This is a genomic window from Arthrobacter sp. Bi26 (assembly GCF_918697925.1).
Lineage (GTDB): Bacteria > Actinomycetota > Actinomycetes > Actinomycetales > Micrococcaceae > Arthrobacter.
Genome location: NZ_CAKKMF010000002.1, coordinates 1 through 19,949 on the forward strand (window position 1 = coordinate 1; position 19,949 = coordinate 19,949).

Annotated in this window: 19 protein-coding genes and 1 pseudogene; 11 read left to right on the forward strand and 9 right to left on the reverse strand. The window is 64.7% G+C overall.

The window, feature by feature from the left end; genetic code table 11:
- Together LQV16_RS00615 and LQV16_RS00620 are read right to left on the reverse strand one after the other, a co-directional pair.
- The coding region (locus LQV16_RS00615; RefSeq protein ID WP_229991994.1) for an FAD-dependent monooxygenase at window positions 1-861 on the reverse strand (861 nt) is incomplete at its 3' end.
- A 111-nt stretch (window positions 862-972) separates the two neighbouring features.
- Window positions 973-1,071, reverse strand: a pseudogene (locus LQV16_RS00620) (phage tail protein); the annotation flags it as partial.
- Between the two features lie 155 nt (window positions 1,072-1,226).
- Here LQV16_RS00620 and umuD point away from each other — a divergent pair.
- The 6 genes from umuD to LQV16_RS00650 all read left to right on the forward strand — a co-directional run bounded on the left by umuD (window position 1,227) and on the right by LQV16_RS00650 (window position 5,794).
- Complete coding sequence (gene umuD / locus LQV16_RS00625; protein ID WP_229991995.1) at window positions 1,227-1,658, forward strand: translesion error-prone DNA polymerase V autoproteolytic subunit; 432 nt, start codon at window positions 1,227-1,229, stop codon at window positions 1,656-1,658.
- Window positions 1,659-1,666: 8 nt separating this feature from the next.
- On the forward strand, window positions 1,667-2,965 hold the full coding sequence (locus tag LQV16_RS00630; RefSeq protein ID WP_229991996.1) for a Y-family DNA polymerase: 1,299 nt from the start codon (window positions 1,667-1,669) through the stop codon (window positions 2,963-2,965).
- A 42-nt stretch (window positions 2,966-3,007) separates the two neighbouring features.
- The gene (locus tag LQV16_RS00635; RefSeq protein WP_229991997.1) at window positions 3,008-3,328 is read left to right on the forward strand and encodes a hypothetical protein; all 321 of its coding nucleotides are present in this window, start codon (window positions 3,008-3,010) and stop codon (window positions 3,326-3,328) included.
- Between the two features lie 6 nt (window positions 3,329-3,334).
- Complete coding sequence (locus LQV16_RS00640; protein WP_229991998.1) at window positions 3,335-3,715, forward strand: hypothetical protein; 381 nt, start codon at window positions 3,335-3,337, stop codon at window positions 3,713-3,715.
- Between the two features lie 133 nt (window positions 3,716-3,848).
- The gene (locus LQV16_RS00645; RefSeq protein ID WP_229991999.1) at window positions 3,849-4,427 is read left to right on the forward strand and encodes a GNAT family N-acetyltransferase; all 579 of its coding nucleotides are present in this window, start codon (window positions 3,849-3,851) and stop codon (window positions 4,425-4,427) included.
- Between the two features lie 269 nt (window positions 4,428-4,696).
- Complete coding sequence (locus tag LQV16_RS00650; protein WP_229992000.1) at window positions 4,697-5,794, forward strand: hypothetical protein; 1,098 nt, start codon at window positions 4,697-4,699, stop codon at window positions 5,792-5,794.
- Between the two features lie 111 nt (window positions 5,795-5,905).
- Here LQV16_RS00650 and LQV16_RS00655 read toward each other — a convergent pair whose 3' ends face one another.
- The 5 genes from LQV16_RS00655 to LQV16_RS00675 all read right to left on the reverse strand — a co-directional run bounded on the left by LQV16_RS00655 (window position 5,906) and on the right by LQV16_RS00675 (window position 9,732).
- Window positions 5,906-6,742 (reverse strand): ABC transporter permease, encoded by an 837-nt coding sequence (locus LQV16_RS00655; protein WP_229992001.1) that lies wholly within the window; start codon window positions 6,740-6,742, stop codon window positions 5,906-5,908.
- On the reverse strand, window positions 6,739-7,683 hold the full coding sequence (locus LQV16_RS00660) for an ATP-binding cassette domain-containing protein (protein WP_229992002.1): 945 nt from the start codon (window positions 7,681-7,683) through the stop codon (window positions 6,739-6,741). Before LQV16_RS00660 ends, LQV16_RS00655 begins: the two co-directional genes overlap by 4 nt.
- 32 nt (window positions 7,684-7,715) lie before the next feature.
- Complete coding sequence (locus LQV16_RS00665; RefSeq protein ID WP_229992003.1) at window positions 7,716-8,561, reverse strand: DUF4097 family beta strand repeat-containing protein; 846 nt, start codon at window positions 8,559-8,561, stop codon at window positions 7,716-7,718.
- Between the two features lie 87 nt (window positions 8,562-8,648).
- Complete coding sequence (locus LQV16_RS00670; protein ID WP_229992005.1) at window positions 8,649-9,137, reverse strand: toxin-antitoxin system HicB family antitoxin; 489 nt, start codon at window positions 9,135-9,137, stop codon at window positions 8,649-8,651.
- Between the two features lie 229 nt (window positions 9,138-9,366).
- A complete protein-coding gene (locus LQV16_RS00675; RefSeq protein WP_229992006.1) occupies window positions 9,367-9,732 on the reverse strand; it encodes a hypothetical protein in 366 nt (121 codons plus the stop codon).
- Window positions 9,733-10,244: 512 nt separating this feature from the next.
- Here LQV16_RS00675 and LQV16_RS00680 point away from each other — a divergent pair.
- The gene (locus LQV16_RS00680) at window positions 10,245-12,476 is read left to right on the forward strand and encodes a hypothetical protein (protein WP_229992008.1); all 2,232 of its coding nucleotides are present in this window, start codon (window positions 10,245-10,247) and stop codon (window positions 12,474-12,476) included.
- Between the two features lie 72 nt (window positions 12,477-12,548).
- Window positions 12,549-13,031, forward strand: coding sequence for an ATP-binding protein (locus LQV16_RS00685; RefSeq protein ID WP_229992009.1), 483 nt, complete (start codon window positions 12,549-12,551; stop codon window positions 13,029-13,031).
- A gap of 47 nt (window positions 13,032-13,078) precedes the next feature.
- On the opposite strand, the gene LQV16_RS00690 is transcribed toward LQV16_RS00685, so the two are convergent.
- Window positions 13,079-13,561 carry a hypothetical protein gene (locus tag LQV16_RS00690; protein WP_229992010.1) on the reverse strand — a complete coding sequence of 161 codons (483 nt, stop codon included), beginning with the start codon at window positions 13,559-13,561 and terminating at the stop codon, window positions 13,079-13,081.
- Between the two features lie 272 nt (window positions 13,562-13,833).
- On the opposite strand from LQV16_RS00690, the gene LQV16_RS00695 reads away from it, so the two are divergent.
- The 3 genes from LQV16_RS00695 (at window position 13,834) to LQV16_RS00705 (ending at window position 19,688) form a co-directional block, all read left to right on the forward strand.
- Window positions 13,834-16,605, forward strand: coding sequence for a glucosidase (locus LQV16_RS00695; protein ID WP_229992012.1), 2,772 nt, complete (start codon window positions 13,834-13,836; stop codon window positions 16,603-16,605).
- A complete protein-coding gene (locus LQV16_RS00700; RefSeq protein WP_229992013.1) occupies window positions 16,589-18,178 on the forward strand; it encodes an alpha-amylase family glycosyl hydrolase in 1,590 nt (529 codons plus the stop codon). The genes LQV16_RS00695 and LQV16_RS00700 overlap by 17 nt, the downstream gene beginning before the upstream one ends.
- Window positions 18,179-18,290: 112 nt before the next feature.
- Window positions 18,291-19,688: an MFS transporter gene (locus LQV16_RS00705; RefSeq protein WP_229992014.1), complete on the forward strand. Its 1,398-nt coding sequence runs from the start codon at window positions 18,291-18,293 to the stop codon at window positions 19,686-19,688.
- 93 nt (window positions 19,689-19,781) lie between these two features.
- On the opposite strand, the gene LQV16_RS00710 is transcribed toward LQV16_RS00705, so the two are convergent.
- Entirely contained in the window at window positions 19,782-19,934 is a 153-nt protein-coding gene (locus LQV16_RS00710) for a hypothetical protein (protein WP_229992015.1), read from the reverse strand.
- Between the last annotated feature and the right edge of the window lie 15 nt (window positions 19,935-19,949).

Genomic DNA, 19,949 nt, shown 5'->3' on the forward strand with positions numbered 1-19,949 from the left:
GCCGAGCCCGATCCCCTGCCCGCCCGAAGGAGCATGGATGTGCGCGGCATCCCCGGCCAGCAGCACGCGGCCGCTGCGGTAGGCCGCGGCCTGCCGCGTGGCGTCGGTGAACCGCGAGATCCACGTCGGAGTGTGCACCCCGAAATCCGTGTCATAGACCTCGGTCAGCGCCTTGCGGAGGTCAGCCAGGGTGGGCTCGGCAGCCGGTCCAAGCTGCTTCTCGGTCACCACCACCCGCGTGGTTCGTCCGTCCTCCATCAGGTGCAGCCCGTGGATCCCCACCTCGTCGATGCGGATGCCTGCCGGCGTCTCCTCTGTCACCTCCACTTCGGCGATCAGGCTGCTCCTCGTCGCATCCCAGCCGGGGAACTCGATGCCGGCTGCCTTGCGGACAGCACTTCGCCCGCCGTCGGCACCCACCAGGTACAGCGCGCGCATCGGCCCGCCGTCGGCGAGATGCACGTCGACCCCGCTGTCGTCCTGGGTAAAGCCGGCGACCTCGAGCCCCCGTTGGACCGGCACACCCAGCTCCTCGATCCAGCCAGCCAGGATCCGCTCAATATGGTTCTGCCACAGGCCGAGCGTGTAAGGGTGCCGTGTAGGAAAGTCGCTCACGTCCAGGGTTGTTTTCCCGAAGAACGCCGCCTGGACGGGCTTGCCCTCGGCGAGGAACCGGTCGGCAATCCCGCGCTGATCGAGGATTTCGATCGTCCGCGAGTGGAACCCGCCCGCACGCGAGCCCACCAGCTCCGGCGTCGAGCGGCGCTCCACAATGGCCGCATCCACCCCCGCCAGCGTCAGCTCACCGGCCAGCATCATCCCAGTCGGACCGCCTCCGGCAACGATCACATCAACGATCACAATCCCCACCTCTCCAAGCCGACAAGCACGGCGATGCCGGCCTGAGCCCGACGCCGGCACGGAACGTCAACTGGTCAGTACTCACCCTTAATCACGAAGTAGGAGCCGCGGATAGCGCCCGTTGGCGCGCAACCCGGCCAGCGCCTCGGCGACCGGAGAGCATTCCAAGCCGACAGTAGAAACGCTCTCGAAGTCAGCGATGTACGGCATGCGCCCTCCAGGTCAGATGTGCTGGGACCAACGATAGTAGAAATGCCTCTTCGATTCGGCACCTCAATAAGCCGGCCAGAACAGTCGATCGGTCTTTTGTCGGCCCGTCCGGCTACACTGAATGTATCGAACATATATTCGAATAAAGGTGTGTTGTGGGCGTTGTTGTCGGTCCCCGTGTGATAGATGCGGGCATGTCGTTGTTGTCGGTGCTGATCTCTCCGGTCCCTGTTGCGGCCGGGTATCCGTCGCCGGCGCAGGACTACTTTGATGGCCGGATTGACCTGAACGAGCACCTGATCAAGGACATCACCAGCACGTACGTCGTGCGGGTGTCCGGGGACTCGATGGAGGGCGCCGGCATCAGCGACGGCGATGAACTGATCGTGAACCGGGCCCTGGAACCCAAAGACGGGTCCGTGGTCATCGCTGTCCTGGACGGGGAGCTGACCATCAAGCGGCTGCGGATCACGGCCACCGGCGTCGTGCTGCAGGCGGAGAACCCGGCGTACCCGGATATCCGGGTCCCGTCGGTCTCGGATCTGGTCATCTGGGGCGTCGCGACCCGGTGCCTGCACCATGTCTGAGGCCAGCCATGTCTAAACCGGCCACGATGCGGCGGATGCCGCAGATCGCGCACGTGGATGTGAACTGCTTCTATGCGTCGGCCGAGCGGGCGTTCGACCCGTCCCTGGAGGGCCGGCCCGTCGTCGTCCTCTCCAACAACGACGGCTGCGCCGTCACCCGGTCCCCGGAAGCCAAGGCCCTCGGCATCCCCCTGGGCGAGCCATGGTTCAAACTCGCCCCGCGGGCCAAGGAGTGGGGACTCGTTGCCCTCTCCAGCAACTACGAGCTCTACGGCGACATCAGCGCCCGCGTGATGGAACTGCTCGGCCGCTACTCGGCCTGGCTGGAGGTCTACAGCATCGACGAGGCCTTCCTCGGCGTCAAAGGCACCCCGGAGGAACTCCTGGCTCTCGGCCGGACCATGAAGACCGCCGTGCGCCGCAACGTCGGGGTACCGGTCTGCGTCGGGATCGCCGGGACCAAGACCCTGGCGAAACTGGCCAACAAATGGGCCAAGAACAACCCGGCCTTCGCCGGCGTCTGCCACTGGGACTCCGTGGCCGCCGCAGACAGGGAATCACTGATGCGCCGCCTGTCCGTGATTGAGATCTGGGGTGTCGCCACGCGGCTGACCAAACGCCTCAACGGCCTCGGCATCCAGTCCATCCTGGATCTGTCCCGGGCCGATCCGGTCATGATCCGGGACCGATTCTCCGTGGTCATGATGCGCACCGTCCTTGAACTGCAGGGAACCCCGTGCATCCCAATGGAGGAAGAACGGATCGGGCGGGACCAGCTCATCTTCTCCCGCTCCTTCGCCACCCCCATCACCACCGCGGCAGGGATGCGGCAGGTCCTGAGCGTTTACGGCCAACAGGCCTCAGCGCGGCTGGCCAAACACGGACTGCAGGCCAAGGTCCTCACCGCGTTCGCCGGCACCTCACACTTCAACCCGAAAGACACCTCCTACCCCTCGGTCTGCGTGCCGCTGCCGATGCCCACCGCGGACCCGGTCCTGCTCACAGGGGCTGCCCACGCACTCCTCCCCCACATCAACGAGGGCATCAGGTACGCCAGGGCCGGCATCATGGTCACCGATCTGCGGCCCACCGGCAACCAGGCACCCCTGGCCCTGTTCGAAAACCCGCACGAGGAACGCCGCGTCGGAGCCCTCATGGAAGATGTGACCCGCCGGTATGGGCGCGGCTCCATCGGCCTGGGCCACGCCGGCATCCGGGGCGGGCCGGACTGGACCATGAAGCGGGACATGCTCTCCCCCCGCTACACCACCCACTGGGACGAACTCCCCCTCGTCAAAGCCGCCTAAACCCAACACACGCCCGCACCGCCGCACCACGAAAGAACACCCATGACCCTCGCGCCCGTTGCCCCCACCCAGACCCACGACCTGCAGGTCCGCACCGACCCGGCGGGCAAACCCCTTGCCATCCGGCACGACGGACGGATCTGGGTTGTCGATCCCGGCACGGAGTCCCAGCACTGGTTCGAAAGCGACTCCCGGCAGGACACCGGGCGCACTGCCGCCGTGGGCAGCGGCGGCCTGGTCAGCGTCGAATACTGGCGCGTGCAGGTCCGCCTCGGCTCCAACTCCCCGCTGCGGACCGTCACTCTGCGCCGTGAACAGCCCTCCCCCGGGTGGTTCCTGGAACACGTCAGTGACGGCAGCTAGGCAACAGTGCCAACTAACTGTCAACGAATCAGCGATCAAACATGGGAGGGGATCAGAAAAGAATTCACGCTGCCGGCCCTGGACCAGGTCCGCCGCCGCCTCTCCGAGCTCATGGAAGACCCGGAGCCGGTGATGCAGCAGCTGGTCCGGGTCTTCATCGACGACGGCACCTTCTGCCCCGGATTCCAGTTCCTCCCCGGTGGACAACTCCGCCCGCCGGTCGTTGAGCTCTTTCAGCGTGCGCTGGAGCTGCAGATCCCGCACAACTACTTCACGGTCTGGATGGTCACTCCGTCCCGGGACCTTGCCGGCTCCCGCCCGGTCGACCTGCTGAAGAACAGCCGCGCCCCTCTGCTGCGCACGTTGGAATCCTACCGGTGGCGCTAGAAGGCTCTTGACCGCACTGCCAGGAATCCCAGACGGTGTAGTTCCCGGTATCGGTGGTGATGTCCCAGAGAAGAACTGCCCCGACCGCCCCGACCGGTGTGGCGGGTCTTCCCCACGGTGCGAGAATGTCTGCATGCTCACCTTCCTGGAGACTGAACGCCTTCTGCTCCGGCAGTTCACCGCCGACGATGCGGAGCTACTCGTGGAACTGGACAGCGATCCGGGCGTGATGCGGTACATCACCGGCGGTATCCCCACCTCCCGGGGCGAAATAGAAGGCGACTTCCTCCCGGCCTTCCTCGACTACTACCGGCGCTTTCCCGGCTACGGGTTCTGGGCCGCGCTCGAGAAGACGACCGGGGAATTCCTTGGCTGGTTCCACTTCCGGCCAAGCCCCGACGATCCACAAGATCAGCCGGAACTGGGCTACCGGCTGCGCCGCGCGGCCTGGGGAAAGGGCCACGCGACAGAGGGATCGCGGGCGCTGATCGCTAAAGGCTTCACCGAGTTCAGGGTGCAACGGGTTGTAGCCTCGGCCATGGCAGCCAACACGGCCTCCCGAAGGGTGATGGAGAAATCCGGGATGCGCCTCGTGCGGGCTTTCGTCGGCGACTGGCCGGGGTCCGTTCCGGGAGAAGAGCACGGCTACGTCGAGTACGCGATCACCCGAGATGAATGGGAGGCTGACGATTCCCGCCTTCGTCCCCAGTGACCCGCCGGTATCAGCCGGCCGCACGTAAGACATTGCTGAGGTGCACCGCAGCGAGGTCCGCGATCGACTCTGAGGAGATTCCACAAGGCCGGACCAGCGCAAACGTCGCAGCGGCGAGGGCCGCGAGGTCGGGCAGGGCTGCGGCGCGGCCAGGGCGACCCGACGGCGGCCCTACATGAGGGTTCCTTAATGCGCCCTTCATCTGGACTTCATGGTCTTAGTTCAAGCTGACAATCTCAAGTGGCACTTCCACCGCTGGAGCTGATCCCATGAGTTGGTACCTGCCCGCCCCGCAATACGCCGACGAAGCTACAGGCACAACCTGGTGCGTCTGCCGGGCCTGGTTCGATAAGAGACCAGGCGACTACGTGCTGGAGGTCCTCAGCCAGGGCCGGACCCCCGCCCTCCGTGGAGCCTATCTGCGCCACGGGCGCTTTGAACTCGTGCCGCTGGACGATCCTGAACTGCCCGCATTGCGGGCAGAAGCGCAGCAAGGCGAACTCATTGCGTATCGGCCCCACAGACGGGCGGTAGTCCGGGCGGAGGGCCGTTACATCAAGATCTTCCGGCCAGGGCAGGCCATCGCATCCGCCGAACGCTGCGCACACGTGGACATTCTCCTGGACGCCGCCGGTACCTTCACGACCCCCAGGATCCTTCGCAGCTCCGAGGATGTCATCGTTTTCAGCACCGTCCCGGGACCGACCCTGAACGAGCTGGGCGAGAACGACTCCACGGCCAGCGACGAATCGTTCGCGTGGGCATGGGAGAAATGGTCGCGCTCGTGGGTCGCTCAGCTGAGCGCCCCGCACGGCAGCGCCGCACGCAGCGTTCTGAACAGCCTGCCGCTCCGCTCAGCAGAGGTGAAAGCAGCGGATCTGTGGCGATCCGTGAACCGCTGGCTGCGCCACTTCGAAAGCGTGCCGGAAATGTCGCCTCAAGGAAGTGCCCTGCGGGCCGCGGCAGAGGATGTGACGACGAATTTGCTTCGGTCGGCCCCGGATCCGCTGGTGTGGTCCCATGGAGACCTGCACGGCAAGCAGATCATCGCAGTCGACGGCCGGTCCCCGCTCGGATTGCTGGATCTTGACAAAGGAGCCCAAGCCGAGGCGGCCCTCGATCTGGCCAATATGGACGTGCGCTTGGAGCTGCACCGGCGACGGAACCGCATGTCGTCGGCACGTTACCTTACGGCTCACAATCAGGTGTTGGCCGTAGCCGAGGAACTACATGTCAATCCAGACCGGTTCCATGCCTACATGGACGCGCTCTGGCTCCGTGAGGCATTGGTTCCGCTACCCGGGCGCCTAGTCATGGCCACTGCCGTTCTCGACGAACGGGCAAAGCATCAGACCACAAAGGCATAGCTTCCATCAGCTCCCTTGACGCCGCAACAAGCTGCCGGCCTCCACGTGTGAACAGAACCGGCGGCCGCGATGGACTCGCGGCCGCCGGCTGTAATCCGGTGGGACCTGGGCTCAGCGCACCGACTTCCGCTCGTAGATCGCCATCGACCAGGCGTACCCGGCGACCACGATCACCACGCACCATCCGACCGCGAGCGCCGGGCTCCAACCGAGCGGGGTGCCGAGCAGCAGCCCGCGGATGGCCTCGATGAACGGCGTGAACGGCTGGTACTGCGCGAACCACTGCAGCCACTCCGGCATCGACTCGGTCGGCACGAAACCGCTGCTGAGGAACGGCAGGAAGGTCAGCACGAGGGGCCAATTGCTGGCTGTCTCGACCGACTTCGCCTGCATGCCCATGGCGACGCCGAGCCAGCTGATCGCGTACGCGATCAGCACCAGCAGACCGGCGGCGGCGAACCACTCGACCGCTCCGGCCGTCGGGCGGAAGCCGATCAGCAGTCCGACGCCGAGCACGAGCGCGACGGCGATGATCGCCTGGATGGTGTTGCCGAGCACGTGCCCGGCGAGCACCGCAGCCCGCGAGATCGCCATCGTGCGGAACCGCGCCGTGATGCCCTCGGTCATGTCCATCGCGACCGTCGTCGCGGTGCCGCCGGCGCTGCCCGCGATGGTCAGCAGCAGGATGCCCGGCATGATGTACGCGACGTACGCTTCCCGCCCGCCGGCCGGATCCGCCCCGGGCAGGCCGGCACCGAGTGTGCCGCCGAACACGAACACGAAGAACAGCAGGATCACGACCGGCCCCACGATGGTGAACACCGACAGGCCCGGGTAGCGCACCATGTGCAGCAGGTTGCGGTGCAGCATCGTGATCGAGTCGGCGACGACGTGCGATTGTCGGCTGGTGCCCGGGGCCGTCTTGCGCTGGGCGGTGATGGTGGTCATGATGCTGTTCCCTTCAGGTCGGCCCGGCCGGTGAGCGCGAAGAACACGTCATCGAGGTCCGGGGTGTGGATGCTGAGGTCGTCGACCTCGACGTCGGCCGCATCGAGGCGGTCCAGCACGGTGCGCAGCGCGCCGACCCCGCCGTCGCTCGGCACGGTGAGCGCGAGCCCGGCGTCGTCGCGATCGGACTCGTCAAGCAGGCGGGAGGCGGTGTCGAGCGCCGCGGCATCCGCGAACCGGAGCCGGATGTGCCCGCCGGGCACCAGGCGCTTGAGCTCGTCCGGCGTCCCCTCGGCGACGATGCGGCCGCCGTCGAGCACCGCAATGCGGTCCGCGAGTTCGTCCGCTTCGTCGAGGTACTGGGTGGTGAGTAGGACGGTGGTGCCGTCCGCGACGAGGCTGCGCACGATGTCCCACATGGTGTGGCGGCTGCGCGGGTCCAGGCCGGTGGTGGGCTCGTCGAGGAAGATCACGCTCGGTGTCGCGACGAGGGTCATCGCGAGGTCGAGGCGGCGCTGCATCCCGCCGGAGTAGGTGGCGAGCGGCTTGCGGGCGGCGTCGACGAGGTCGAACTGCTCGAGCAGCTCGACCACCCGGGTCTTCGAGCGCTTCGCCCCAAGGTGGCGCAGCCGCGCCATCAGCAGGAGGTTCTCCTCGCCGGTGAGCAGTTTGTCCACCGCGGAGAACTGGCCGGTGAGGCCGATCGCGGCGCGCACGCCGTCGTGGTCGCGCACGACGTCGCATCCGTTGACGAACGCTGTGCCGCCGTCGGGCCGCACGAGCGTGGACAGGATGTGCACAGTGGTCGTCTTCCCGGCGCCGTTCGGGCCGAGCAGCGCGGTGACGGTGCCGGCGTTGACGGTGAGGTCGACGTTGTCGAGCACCACCTTTCCGCCGTAGGACTTCCGCAGCCCGTGGACTGCGATCGCTGGCGTGTTCATGAGTGTCGTTCCCTTCTGTTGGGTGCCCGGATTCACCGCGCGCGATGGATGCTGATGTTGCCGTGCTGCGTGCGTGCACGTATTTCGACCGTCTGTTCCGACGCGTCGGGGGCGCCGTCGCCGTCGAGCTCGTTGCGCACGTGCCCTGCCTTCGAGGACAGGTCGAGCCAGGCGGGAACGCCGGGCCGCACGCCGATGGTGACCTGGCCGAAGCCGCTTTCGACTTGGATGGAACCGCTTGAGACCTCTCCCAGCTGGATGCTGCCGTAAGCGGTCTTCGCCGTAACGGAGCCGCGTGCCCTTGGGATCTCGAGGTCGCCGTAGGAGAGCTTCGCGTCGAGGTCGCCGCCGGAATCCCCGACCTGGATGGTGCCATGCGAGGCCTTGAGGATCGCGTCGCCGGTGACCGTGCCGATCCGGATCTGACCGTGGTCGGCCGTGATCTCGACCCCGCCTTCTGCGGTGCCCACGGTCGCGTTGCCGTGCGAGGCGCGCAGCCACAGGTCGCCGGTGGTGTCGACATCCACGGGGCCAAGCGAGCTCTTGATCCGGGTGGCGCCGAGGCGGCCGACGGTACGCAGGCCGCCGACCGCGATCTCGGCGGCGAGCCGCGACCCCGTCGGCAGCTCGACTTTCACATCGACCGACTCGGATGGGCCGATCCAGCTGAGGCGGGGCCGCGGGCCCGTGATGGTGAGCCGCTGGCCATCGACGTCGACCCTGGTCTCCTCCGCGCCTCGGCGGTCGACCGCCTTCTCGGGGTTCGTCGGCAACACGGTCACCACCGTGTCGGCGCGGTCGCTGGCGAAGACATCGATTGCGCCGACCTGCAGGTTGATGGCGAGGTCGATTGGGCCGGGGGTGTTGTAGGTGGGCATACTGACGCCTCCCTTTCTCTACGCGTGTTGATATGGCCCCGCGGGTCCGCGTGGCCGGGAAATGGTGAAGGTGGGTGGTTGAGCGGGTTAGCGCGCCCAGCCCGCAAAGTTGTCGCCGGTGCGCAGCGTGCGCTGCGTGGATCGTCGTTGCTTCGGTTGGATAGCGGCCGCAATCGCACGGACCAGCCAGGTGTTGACGGACATGCCGTCAGCCGCCGCCGCCTCGTCCACCCGCGCCTTGAGGGCATCCGGCAGGCGGAGCGTGGTGCGCGAGGTGCTCGCGTCCTCGAGGTCGACGGTTGCGGCGGGCCGCTCGTCACTGTCGGGCTCGGCGTTCGGCGGGGTAACTACGAACTCGATGTCGCGTCCGCGCAGCCGCATGTCAACCGATCCGGGTGCGAGGTCGCGGGTGATCTCGCCGGCCGCGGCCGACAGGACGTCGAGTAGCACGAGCCGCACCGCGGCATCCAGTCCGGCGGCGAGCCGCTCCGCGACGGCGCGAGTGTCCTCCGTGCCGTTCTCCGCGGTATCCACTAGCTGGCGCTGCAGGTCGCTGACGTACTGTCCAAGTTCCATGCCACCATAGTGACACCATAGTGGTGTCACGTCAAGGCATCGTGGTGTCATTGGTTCGGTGAGGCGGCTGGGTTTCGAAGCGATGGACCGTGCGGTTCTGCGTGTACTTTGCCAGCGATGCCCGCGCCTGGGTGATTTTCCAGGTCCCAGTTTGGCCAAGTGCAGGCCACGGCTAGCGGCCTGCACCCGGTCCTTTTTCTCAGGTCCAAACGTGACTGAATCGGAGCGTCTAGATTTGCGGACTAAACGGTGCCGGTGCCCGGGTCGTCGTGACGATTTCGGCTTCGTCCGAGCTCACTGGTATGCGAGCACCGCCGCCGCCGTCATCAGTCAGAACATCGCTAATTTTGTCCCAAGCGCGGCTGGCCAGGTCCTCGGCCGCGTCCCATATGCCTGACAGACTGAACGCAAGTACGTCAAACCCAGGGTTCTTCGTCCTTGAGACCACGAGATCCGGCGTCTTTCCGTCTGCTGTTAATAGTGCTGTTTGACCGTGCACCATTGCACGAAATCGATATCCCTGGCAGGATTCTGTAGGTTCAGATATAAAAACCCCGGGTGCGTCTGCAACCGGCTTAAAAGTAATTTTAGACATTTTTCTCTCCGTTGATCCCCAGATTCGGAGTTGATTAAACAGATGCAGAAGCATGAGCTTCGCGAATAGCGATATTCCACTGCAGAGTCAAAATCTAGCGCGGGAATAATCGACAAACATGCGTATTCTCGGCAGGTCAGACTCGGAGTTATTCCCCCCATCATCGACTTACACTCGACATCGTCCTCGCAGGAGACATGAAAGTCAACGACGCCTGTGACAGGTGATTCCGAGGGGAAGTTTTGACCAAAACAGCCAACCGGGGGTGCGCGTTTACGTAAGCAGGGATTATCTATTTCGGCGGCTTCCTGTAGCCGAACCAGCGGGTAGCACCACGCGCCTGGCGGCGTTAGAGGCAATAGTCATCGAGGACACGACGGCGCCGCGGAAGCAGCGCAAAACCGCCACGGGGATTCTGACTCGGCTCATTGCGGAGCGCGGAGCGGAAGAGTTGTCGTCTTCGAACCCAGCCGCTCTGCTCAAGGAATGATTGTGGTGGTTATGATTCGATCATGCCGAACCCGCGATTGTCCCTCGCCCTGGAACGTATTGGCCCTGGAGATTGGGAGGTATTTGAACAGTTCGCGTCGGAGTTCTTAGCCGTCGAATATCCCGCCCTGCGGACGATGGCAGCACCGAACGGAGACAAGGGCAGAGACGCCGAAATATTCACGGTTGACGGTGTGCCAAAAGTCGCATTTCAGTACTCTGTCACTGCGAGTTGGAAGACGAAAATTGCGAGCACGTTGGACACGCTCAAGAGGAATCTCCCTTCGGTCAGTACCATGATCTACGTGACCAACCAGGTGATTGGTCCGGCTGCTGATGAACTCAGGGAAGAGTCTCGCCGTGACCGGAACATAACCGTAGATATCCGGGACCGGTCGTGGTTTGTGGAGCGTGAGGAGTCCTATCCTCAACGACGAGTGGCAAGTGAAGAGCTGGCCAAGAGATTTGTCGATCCGCTTCTGTCCAAACGAGGGGTCATCGACAGAATATCGACCTTGACCGCGGATGAGAGCAAGGTCGCGGTGCTGCACTTGGCACTCGACGGCGTGGATCAGGCAACCGATCAGAGTCTTACCAAGAGCTGCTTCGATTCATTGGTCTTGGCGGCGCTTCACGATTCGAGCACAGATAGCAGGCTCAGCCTGAGCGAAATCCAGGACGGCGTCGCCCTGCGCATGCCCGTGGGGAAGCGAGGGCAGGTCGATGCCCTGACCCTGAGCGCATTGAACCGCCTGTCCCGGAAGGGGCCCGTCAAACAGCACAAATCAGCTTCCGGATCTGAGGACACTTACCATCTCAGTTTTGAGGAGGCCAAGAGGATAAATGATCAGACAGCCACGTTCCTTCTTGATGAAGCTGTTCTGGATGCGAAACTCACTGTGGCGGTTCGAGCCCTCGAAGCACCGAAGGCACTGAACGAAACACAGTTGACGGAGATTTCCCGGCAACTACGAACGGTGTTGGAAGAAACACTTTTGGAACGAGGTGAGTCTTTTGCCGAAGCCGTGGAAACAGGAGAACCGTTCCAACTCAGCCCTGTCGCCATAGCAGACAGAATTACAGCAAATGGCGGCATCAGCGGGCTCAGTTCTGATGCCGCGGCCGCGGCCATTATGCATGTATTGGAGCAACCTTCGCCTCAAACGCAGTCCCATCTTCGGCGGCTGGCTGATGCATACACTCTTTTCGCGTTCCTGAAACAGACCCCGGACGTCCAGAAAGTCATGCTTAACGTCTTCAGTGAAGGCGACATATGGATGGACACCACCGCGATCCTGCCGCTTATCGGAGAGAGCCTGGTAGACGATCCGGAGGAGCGCCACTTTACGGTTCTGATGCGAGCAGCGGTAGACGCCGGGTTGCTCCTATTCGTAACGGAAGGAGTCGTGGAAGAAGTTGAAAGACACCTCAACCTGGCCGTTGCGTATGGCCACAACAGAACGACGACTTGGACCGGAAGAGTCCCCTTCCTCTACTCGGCCTTCGTGCTCTCGGGCCGGCCAGAGAATGAATTCTTGGACTGGCAAAGGGACATCTGTGGACGCGAACAGCCGTTGCAGGACGTCAGCGACTACCTTGCCGACGAATTCTCTATCGAGACCAAAAATCTCCTGGAGTACTCTGATGCCGCATCGATGGAACTTAGGGGCGTAGTCCAGGAACTATGGAATGAGACTCACGAGAGAAGGCGTCAACGAGGTGACTACGGAGCCGACCGAGGGACGCGGTCCCGCCTGGTTGCCCACGACGTTGAAAACTCAGTCGGCGTCATCGAGTATCGACGGACGATTGGACCATCACCCATGGGCTACCTTGCATGGTGGCTGACGTTCGATGGAACAGCAATGAAAATGAAGGACCACCTACGGGAACGCCTTGGCCCCCAGGCGCCGCCGTCGCCGGTATTGAGTCCGGATTTCCTCACTCAATTGCTTCGACTGGGTCCCCTTCGCACTGCCATCGAGCAGGATCTGCGAGTGCAGTTACCCCTCCTCACGGACATGAGCGTCAATCACTACGCTCCGCACGCTCTGCTCGATCTAGCAAGGGAAACGAGAGAAAAGTCGTCGAGCCAGAATGAACGGGTAGTGCGTCGCGAAGTCCGCGACGCGGTGAACCGGGCCAGGCAACAGATGGGTCCGGCGGCGGTAGGCGGCGTTCGCGCAATGGAGGATCGGATTTCAGCTTCCATCAAATCGTCAGTCACCCGGATGAATCACCGCACACAAAGCTGACGACTGCGGGACCTCACGCTGCCCTCGGCGCGGCTCCGGAAAATGCCAACGACGCGGGCGCACAGTAAGAACATGAAATCACTACTAAGCGATGACGTCGTCGCTGTACGTGGCGTCCTTACTGATACACACCCGGTCGATTTCCATGCTCTTGGGCTAACCGGCGCAATTGACCGCCTGACCCTTCCCCTCCGCAAACGCGGCATCGTGGTGCATCTGGAGACTCCGCGCCACCGGATGGAAGTAGACCGACAGTCCGCAACTCTTCTGTACCGGGCGGCGCAGGAGCTCCTCAGCAATGTCTATAAATTCGCGCAAGCATCAACGGTGACGGTCCGGCTCGGTTGCGTCACCCACGGCATGAGCCACGGCGTTCAGCTGAAAGTGACCGACGACGGCGGTGGTTTCGACGTGCCGGCAGCCATGATTGGCCGGCACACGGGCATGGGACTGCGCCTCATGCGCGTGGCCGTGGGCCTTGCTGGCGGAGAGGTGATCATCGATTCATCCGCCGCCGCAGGAACCTGTGTGACGATAACGCTGCCCCTGGACTGAGCGTCGGCCCCCTTGCCAGCCGTGGCCCGACCGGAGTCCTGATTGCTTCAGGTCCGGGTCTCTGCGGGACCGGCATCCGCGTCGGGGTTCGCGCCGCTGGTACGCTGCGCATTCACGGATGGCACCGGCTCCTCATCGGCCGGCCCAAAAAAGTGCCAGGCCGCGAGTCCCGCGGTCACCGCGACAGCCACCGCCCCGGCGATCAACCAGGCTTTCCCGGACGCTGTCCGCCGCGATTTAGCCTGGGCGGGTGCCGGGGCAACATTAGGTGCGACCCGCTTCAGACCCTCGTGGACACGGGGAGCCAGAGTTTCCACTCCGCCGGCGAGCTCGTCAGCGAGCCGCCGCAGACCGGCCTGGATCCTCGGGGACGCGGATTCAATCCCGGTATCGAGCCCCGCGATCGCCTTTTGCAATGCCGCCTCGACCCCGGGAGTGGCCCATTCTCTCCCCTTCGTGAGCTGAGAAATGAGGTTCTCTGAAAGATGCCGTACCTGATCGGCCTGCACTGTGGGATGTGCCGTGCGCATGAGTGCCTCCTCGGTGTGATGGATGCCCATAGCCTACGGCGGCCGGCGCCATCGAAACAGTCCCCTCCCGGCGGACCAGACGGGACGACGTGAACGGCAGGTGAATTGTTGCTCCGGGGCAACGAGGGCGGTGCGCCGCCTGCTATCGTCATGCCAGAGGGCACACCCGGCGCGGCGCATGACGTCGCAGAGGGTCGGTGGACCACGTCGTGGGCCGCCATCCGGGCATGTCTTGAGAGGTTCGGCCGGCACCGCTTCCTTGGGAGGACCCCATGACCGACGACACGACGACGCCGACCGCGGAACCTCGGGGTGTGACCGCGGAACATGCCCGGCTGGCCGAGGCCACGGGTGCGGCGGAGGATGACCTGATCACGGCAAATCCCTGGTACGAGTGGGGGCCGTACCTGTCGGAGCGGGCCTGGGGCACGGTTCGGGAGGACTACAGCGACAGTGGTGACGCGTGGGAGTATTTTCCGCATGATCATGCCCGGTCCCGTGCGTTCCGTTGGAACGAGGACGGCATGGCAGGGCTGTCCGATGTTCACCATGACCTGTGCTTGGGGTTGGCGCTGTGGAACGGGGCGGATCCGATCCTGAAGGAGCGGATGTTCGGGCTGACTGGTCCGCAGGGCAACCACGGGGAGGACGTCAAGGAATACTGGTGGTACCCGGATGCTTTGCCCAGCCATGCATGGCTGCGGTGGCGGTATCACTACCCGCAGGCAGCGTTTCCCTATCAGCAGCTTATCGAGGAGAACGCCCGTCGTTCCCGGGACGAACCCGAGTTCGAGTTGCTGGATACCGGTGTCTTCGAAGGCGGCCGGTACTGGTCCGTGGATGTCGCGTATGCGAAGGCCTCACCGACCGAGGTACTTGCCCGGATCACCATCGAGAACCACTCTCCCGAGGAAGCAGCGCTTTCGGTGTTGCCTACCATGTGGTTCCGCAACACGTGGCGGGTCTCGGGCGGTGAGGCGCCGTCGTTGTTCCTGGACGGGGACGGGGTCGCGGTCGAGCACCCACGGCTGTCCGGCTACCGGCTCGATGCCGCTCCCACCAAGGAGGGAGTGCGGCCGACGGCGTTGTTCTGCGACAACGAGACGAATACGGCCCGACTGTTCGGGGCGCCTCCGGTCACCGCCTATCCGAAGGACGGCATCAACGACCACGTGGTCTCCGGCTCGGACACCGTGAATCCGCACCATCAGGGTACGAAGGCAGCCTGGTGGTATCAGGTGACTGTGCCGGGCGGGGGGCGGGTCGAGCTGCGACTGCGGCTGCACCGGCCGGTCCCGGACCAAACCGCGCCCCCTACCCGGTGGTTCGACTCTTACTTCGATGACGTCATGACAGACCGGGAGCGGGAAGCGGACGAGTTCTATGCGGCGATCGCCCCCGCTGAGATCGGCGCCGAGCCGATGCGGGTGATGCGCCAGTCCTGCGCGGGGCTCGTCTGGAGCAAGCAAATGTACCCGTATCGGGTCAACCGGTGGTTGGACGGCGACGCCGCCCAACCGGTCCCGCCGGCCGGGCATCGTAACGGCCGGAACACGGGGTGGCGGCACCTGGACTCGTTCGACGTGCTTGCCATGCCCGACCCATGGGAGTACCCGTGGTTCGCGGCCTGGGACCTGGCGTTTCACGCCGTCACCTGGGCCCACCTGGATCCCGCGTTCGCCAAATACCAGCTGCTGGTGCTCCTTCGGGAGTGGTTCCAGCATCCGAACGGGGCGCTCCCGGCATATGAGTGGAGCTTCGACGACGTCAATCCACCCGTCCATGCGCTGGCCGCCCTCCGGGTGTTCGTCATCGACGGCGGCACTGACTTGGACTTCCTGAAACGGGTGTTCCACAAGCTGCTGCTGAATTTCACTTGGTGGCTCAACCGGCAGGACCCGGACGGAAACAACCTGTTTGGTGGCGGCTTTTTGGGTTTGGACAACATCAGCCCGATCGACCGCTCGCACCTCCCGCCCGGCTTCAAGCTGGACCAGGCCGACGGCACCGCGTGGATGGCGTACTACTCCGTGGCTATGCTCACCCTTGCCACCAAACTCGCCGAACACGACGCCGCCTATGAGGACATGGTCGTGAAATTCCTTGAACAGACCGTGCTGATCATGGACGCACTGGAGGATTCAGGCTGCTATGACACCGAGGACGGTTTCTTCTACGACCGGCTCACCGACCCCTCCGGGGTCAGCATCCCGATCAAGGTACAGACCCTCGTCGGGTTGATCCCGGCGCTGCCCGCGGTCGCGCTCCCCACCCAGGACACGGACCGGAACCGCCGGCTCCGGAAGCGGTTCGCCCTCCGGTTGGAACAGACCGATCGGCACGAGATCCTCGACTGGCAGGTCCGTGGCACCGGAAACTCCCGGCGAACGCTGCTGTCGGTCGTCCCGAGGGACAAACTCGCCCGGCTGTTCGGCACCTTGTTCGACGAGGAGGCCTTCCTCTCTCCCCACGGCCTGCGATCGATCTCCAAGCGGCACAACACTCCATACACGGTTCCAGGGCTGCCCACCGCTGCAATCCAGTACGAACCGGCCGAATCGCGGACCGCGATGTACGGCGGCAATTCCAACTGGCGAGGACCGGTGTGGTTGCCGGTCAACTACCTCATCATCCGTGCCTTGCTGCAGTACGACCAGTTCTTCGGTCCCGACTTCACCGTCGAATATCCCACCCGCTCCGGTCACCACCTGACCCTACGAGAGATTGCCGGTGACCTCGCCGATCGGCTGGTGGGCATCTGGCTCCCCGGGCCGGACGGACGCAGGCCGGTCTATGGTGGCGTCGATCTGTTGCAGAGCGATCCCGCGTGGAAGGACAACCTGCTGTTCTACGAGTACTTCCACGGCGACAACGGGGCCGGACTCGGCGCCATGCACCAGACCGGGTGGACGGCTCTGGTCGCGGATCTTCTTCTCGACCCACCCCGCCATAGCGACCGGATGGTGTTCCAGGACAACGCGGACCCAACCACCGCGGCAGGACCGCCGGAAACGGAACCGGGAACCCATGTCCAGCGAGACTAAGGACCCGGCCCGTGTCCGGAGAGCCATGTTTGGCGAGGGCGCTGTAATGGACGAGACGGCGGCGGCCCGACCACCGGGGCTCTCGCCACCGGTAGCCCACCCCTTTATCTACGAGATCAACACATGGGCATGGCTCGAATCCATCAGCGTGGAAGAAGACAAACCAATCGATCTGGGCTCCGTCCCGAACCTGCACTGGGACGCGATTGCCGGACTGGGCTTCGATGCGGTCTGGTTGATGGGGGTCTGGCGTCGCAGCCCCGCCGGCATCGGGATCGCACTGGCAAATCCAGCCCTGCGGTCCGATTTCCAGGCCGCTCTGCCCGATTGGCGTGCCGAGGACGTCGTCGGGTCGCCGTACTGCGTCAGGGACTATGTGGTCGATGACCGCCTGGGTGGCCCTGCCGGGCTTTCCACCGCCCGGGAGGCGCTGGCGGCGCGGGGCCTCCGGCTGATCCTGGACTTCGTGCCCAACCATGTCGCACCGGATCATCCGTGGACCACGGGGGCGCCCGAGCTCTTCGTACCGGGAACTGCCGCGGACCGGGACCTGGATCCGTCATCCTTCGTCGAGGTCGGCGGCCGGGTGCTCGCCAACGGGCGGGACCCCTACTTCCCGGCGTGGCCGGATGTCGTTCAGCTCAACGCCTTCGACCCGGCCCTGCGGTCGGCGGCGGTGGAGACGGTGAAATCGATCGCCGATCAGTGCGACGGGGTGCGGTGCGACATGGCAATGCTGGTCATGAACGACGTTTTCGCCCGCACCTGGGGTGCCCGGGTCGGTCCTGCGCCGAGCACAGAGTACTGGCCAACGCTGATCGCCGCCGTCCGTGAAACCAATCCCGGTTTCGTGTTCCTCGCCGAGGCCTATTGGAATCTTGAGTGGTCCCTGATGCAGCAGGGCTTCGATTACTGCTACGACAAGCGTTTGTATGACCGCCTTCTCGGCGATAATCCCGACGAGGTGCGGCTCCACCTGCAGGCCGAGCGCACGTATCAGGACGCCCTTGTCCGGTTCGTGGAGAATCACGACGAGCCACGGGCCGCGACGGCGTTCGGGGCCGGCCGCGCACGGGCGGCGGCGGTGACGGCACTGACCCAGACTGGGGCCCGGCTCATCCACCACGGCCAGCTGTCGGGGTGGAGGGTACGCCTTCCGGTGTTCCTCGGCCGTTTCCCCACCGAACCGGCCGATGACCAGCTCGCAGCCTTCTACCGCCGGCTCTTAGCGGCTGCCGCCGACCCGACCTTTCGGCACGGGCACTGGCAACCGTGTGAACGGTCGGGGTGGCCAGGCGAGAACAGCTTCGAACACCTGGTCGCCTGGAGCTGGGACGGTGCCACCCGGTGGCTGATCGTCGTGAATCTGAGCGATGCGCCAGCAACAGGTCACGTGAGAGTACCGTGGCCGGACCTGCGTGGTAACCGGTGGCAGCTCACCGACCCGACCCAAGACATGAGTTTCGACCGCGCCGGCGACGATCTCGTCGACGGGCTGTTCGTCGGACTTGACGCATGGCAATGGCATTTGCTCCGCCTCGACCCATCGCCAGAACACGCTGACCACGACTGACGGGGCCCCGGGCGACCGCCGTGTGCCGTCCCGGCGAGACGAACGACGGTCACCCCCGCACTCCAGCGATCCGCCGTCGGAGGGCATCGCGCCACCTCGAAAGGAGCTCGAAATGGCCGGAAACGTCGTCATAGGCCGGACGAAACAGGAGCTGGGCAGGGTGCTGGTGCCGCTCGCCCTGGCGCAGTTCATCTGCAGCTTCGCGGGCTCGAACATGAACGTGATGATCAATGACATGAGCGAGGATCTGAACACAACCGTCGAGGGAATCCAGACGGCCATCACGATCTTCTTGCTGGTCATGGCCGCGCTGATGATTCCGGGCGGCAAGCTGACCGATCTCTGGGGTCGCAAGAGACTATTTATCATCGGACTCTCGCTGTACGGGGTCGGGGCGGTGACAAGTGCGGTGGCGCCGAACTTGTTCGTGCTGATCATCGGCAACTCGATCCTGGAAGGTGTCGGGACGGCACTGCTGATCCCACCCGTCTACATTCTGACGACCATGCTGTTCACGGACGTGACCTCCCGGGCTAAGGCATTCGGAGTGATCAGCGGCATGGGCGGAATCGGGGCGGCCGCGGGGCCGCTGATCGGCGGGCTCATCAGCACCGCGATCAGCTGGCGGGCGGCTTTCATCTTCCAGGCGCTGATCATCGTGATCATCATCTTGCTCAGCCGCCGCGCGGTTCAGGACCCGGTGCCCGCGGATCCGAGCAAGCCGTTCGACTCCATGGGGGCTGTGCTCTCCGCCGCGGGGCTGGTGGTCCTCGTCACCGGCATCATGCTGGCGGACAACGACCTGCTGCTGATGGCGGTCTTCATGGCTGCCGGCGCGCTGCTGCTGCTCTGGTTCTTCATCCACGTGCGCGCCAAGGAGCGCAAGGGTGAGGAGCCGCTGCTGTCCACCGGGCTCTTCCGGAATCGAACATCGAATCTCGGTCTCATCACGCAGAACGTGCAATGGCTCCTCCTGCTGGGGACCTCATTCGTCGTGTCGGCGTACCTCCAAGTCGTGCGAGGGTACAACGCGATCGAGACCGGGGTGATCTTCACGGCGGCCACCGCCGGCATCCTGGTCTCGTCAATCGCTGCCGAGCGGCTCGCGAGGAGGCACAAGCAACGCACCCTGGTCATCGTCGGCTTCATCGTCACGCTGTGCGGGATCGCCTTGCTCGTCGCCATGGTGAACGGGAATCCGACCGCGTGGGCCTTCGCCCCCGGGCTTCTGCTGATCGGGCTGGGAGTGGGCGCGATGCTAACCCCGTCCGTCAACCTGGTCCAGTCGAGCTTCCCCGATGAGCTGCAGGGCGAGATCTCCGGCCTGTCGCGCAGCGTGTCGAACCTGGGCTCATCGCTCGGCACTGCCGTGGCGGGGACGATCCTCATCACGTGGTCGTACGGTCTCGCGATGATCACCCTCGCCGTGTTGGGACTCGTTGGGCTCGTGGCAGCGTTCATGCTCCCCATCAACCTGGTTCCTGCGAAGTCCGGCGCCCCGGCCGACTGACCCGGCGTGCGCGACGGGTAGCAGGGCGGGGACGCCGGCCACGCTTCACCCTGGGAAAAGGAAATCTGGGGTGCCGCGTCGATGCTGCAGGGGTTACGGCTCCTCGAGCCGGTGGTCTTCTACGCGAAAGTCCGCCGGGCCGGCGGACGGGCCTGCTGTCAGCAGGCTCAGCTCCAGCACGTCCTCGAGCTGGCTGGCGCCAGGGGCGACGGTGTCTTCCTCGGTCATGCGGATCTCATCGGCCACAGCTGGGATTCCTTG